Origin of the sequence: Arsenicicoccus sp. UBA7492 (assembly GCF_002479615.1) — a bacterium.
In the GTDB taxonomy this organism is placed as follows: domain Bacteria; phylum Actinomycetota; class Actinomycetes; order Actinomycetales; family Dermatophilaceae; genus Arsenicicoccus; species Arsenicicoccus bolidensis.
Map to the genome: position 1 here is coordinate 17,202 of NZ_DLOE01000018.1, position 2,694 is coordinate 19,895.

Annotated in this window: 3 protein-coding genes; all 3 read right to left on the reverse strand. The window is 73.2% G+C overall.

Going from position 1 to position 2,694, the window contains the following annotated elements:
- Nucleotides 1-618: 618 nt before the first annotated feature.
- A complete protein-coding gene (locus B4E97_RS04780) occupies nt 619-1,629 on the reverse strand; it encodes an RNA polymerase sigma factor (RefSeq protein ID WP_349681166.1) in 1,011 nt (336 codons plus the stop codon).
- Between the two features lie 241 nt (nt 1,630-1,870).
- A complete protein-coding gene (locus B4E97_RS04785; RefSeq protein ID WP_286958901.1) occupies nt 1,871-2,266 on the reverse strand; it encodes a YciI family protein in 396 nt (131 codons plus the stop codon).
- 1 nt (nt 2,267) lies between these two features.
- A partial coding sequence (locus B4E97_RS04790; protein WP_286958902.1) for a YciI family protein occupies nt 2,268-2,694 on the reverse strand: 427 nt, incomplete at its 5' end.

The window sequence follows — 2,694 nt, forward strand, 5'->3', positions numbered from 1 at the left end:
CGCCTAGGCCCGCGTCTGGCCCGTCGGCCTGCCCCGACGGTCACTTCCGGTCGGGACCGGGGAGGTCGTCACGCTGGCGGGAGGTCCGCGCCCCGACGGGTCACGTCCGGTCGGGTAGCGTGCGGGTTGACCGTCCAGCGCGCCCCGACGGGTCACGTCCGGTCGGGTGCAGGCGCCGGGTGGGGGGTCCGCGCCCCGGCGGGTCACTTCCGGTCGGGTGCAGGTGGCGGATGAGGAGCTCGCCGCCCCGACGTGTCACTTCCGGTCGGGTGGCGTGCGGGTTGATCCTCCACCGCGACCCGACGGGACACTTCCTGGCGGGTGCATGTGGCGGATGGGGAGCTCGCCGCCCCGACGGGTCACTTCCTGGCGGGTGCATGTGGCGGATGGGGAGCTCGCCGCCCCGACGGGTCACTTCCGGTCGGGTGCATGTGGCGGGCGGGAGGTCCGCGCCCCGACAGGTCACCTCTGGTCGTCTGAGCTGCGGGTTGATCGTCCAGCGCGCCCCGACGGGTCACGTCCGGTCGGGTGGCGCGCGAGTTGACCGCTCGGCGCGACCCGACGGGTCACTTCCGGGCGGGTGCAGGCGGCGGGTGGGGAGGTCGGCGCCCCGACGGGTCACTTCCGGTCGGGGCCGGGGAGGTCGTCGCGCTGGCGGGCCAGATAGGTGCGCTCGGCCCGGTTGTCGGTCAGCGCGAGCGCCCGGTCGTATGCCGCCCGCGCGTCACCCTCACGCCCGAGCCGGCGCAGCAGGTCCGCGCGGGTCGCGTGCATCGCGTGGTAGCCGTCGAGAACCCCGGCCACCTCGTCCACCTCGGCGAGGCCCCGGGCTGCGCCATACAGCTCGGCGACGGCGACCGCCCGGTTGAGCCGCACGATCGGCGACGGGTCCACCAGCACCAGCCGGTCGTAGACCGTGACGACCTGCCCCCAGTCCGTCTCGCGTGCCGAGCGCGCATGCGTGTGAACGGCATTGATCGCGGCGAGCAACTGATAGCGACCCGGCGGATCGCCGCCCGAGGCCACCGCGTCGACGCACTCGTGCACGAGCACGTGCCCTTCGCGGATCAGCGCGCGGTCCCAGCGGCCGCGGTCCTGCTCCGCCAGCGTCACCAGCGCCCCGGTCGGCGAAAGCCGCGCCGACCGGCGGGCATCGGTCAGGAGCATGAGGGCGAGCAGGCCGGTGACCTCGCCGTCGTCGGGGAGCAGCGTGTGCAGCAGCCGCCCGAGCCGGATCGCCTCGTCGGTGAGGTCGGCGCGCAGGGCCTGGTCGCCATACGAGGCGAGGTAGCCCTCGTTGAAGATCAGGAAGACCACCGCCAGCACCCCGGCCAGCCGCTCGCGGACGTCGCCCTCCGACGGCACGCGATGGGGGATGTGCGCGGCCTTGATCTTGGCCTTGGCACGGGTGATCCGCTGCGCCATCGTCGCCTCCTGCACGAGGAACGCGCGGGCGATCTCGGCGACGGTGAGCCCGCCGATCAGCCTCAGCGTCAAGGCAACTCGTGCTTCCGTGGCGAGCGCGGGGTGGCAGCAGGTGAAGACCAGCCGCAGCCGGTCGTCCTCCACCGCCCCGGTGGTGACGGGCGGGCTGTCGTCGACCAGCCGGTATGCCGCCTCCTGCTTCACGTCGCGGCGGGACTCGCGTCGCAGCCGGTCGATGGCTCGGCGCGTGGCGGTGGTGGTGAGCCAGCCGCCGGGGTTGGGCGGTATGCCGTCCCGGGGCCACCGCTCGACCGCCGCGACCCAGGCGTCGGCCGCCGCCTCCTTGCGAGGTCGAGGTCACCGAAGCGGCGTGCGAGCGAGGCGACGACCCGCGCCCACTCCTCGCGGTGGGTGCGGGCGATCGCCTCGTCGACCGGGGATACCGTCACCCGTCGAGCATCTCCTGCACGGACTCCTCGGTCTGGAAGGGGCGGACCTCGACCTTGCCGCGGCAGGCCTTGGACCCCTCGGCGGCGAGGGCGAGCGCCTCGTCGAGGTCACGCGCCTCGATCACCCAGAAGCCGCCGAGGTGCTCCTTGGCCTCCAGGTAGGGGCCGGCGGTGAGGACGGGGTGGCCCCCCTGACCGTCGACGGTGGTGGCGCTGGCGACCGGCTCCAGCCCGTCGGCGAAGACGAAGTGGCCGTCGCGCTGCAGCTTGTCGTTGAAGGCGCCGGTCTCGGCGAAGGCCTCGAGCATCGCCTCCTTGGTCGGGAAGTGGCCGGGGTCGCCGGGCTTGCCGCGCTCGGCGGGGCCGTAGACGGACAGCAGGTATCTGGGCATGTCATTCCTCCGTGTGGGTGGGGACTGCTGGGCCGGCCTGCGGCGGAGCCGGGAACCGGTGAACCTCCTGCGGCCAGTCGAGCGCGACGGCGAGACGTCCCGCCCAGTAGCGGGCGGCCTCGTCGTCAGCGACCTCCACGACGGTGAAACCGCCGAGGTGCTCCTTGGTCTCGGCATACGGCCCGTCGGTGTAGACGGGCGCGCCGTCCTGCGCCGTGACGCTGCACAGCACAGTGGAGGCGTCGAGCCCGCCGTCGCCGAAGACGAAGACGCCCTCGGCCTGCATCTCAGCGATCACGCGGTTCCCCGCGACGCTCTTGGCCAGCAGCTGCTCGTGGGTGTGCGGGGACACCCACTCGTCGTTGAACGAGATCAGGTATGACGGCACGGTCGCTTCCTCTCCTGGTCGATAGAGCCCCGTTGAGTGG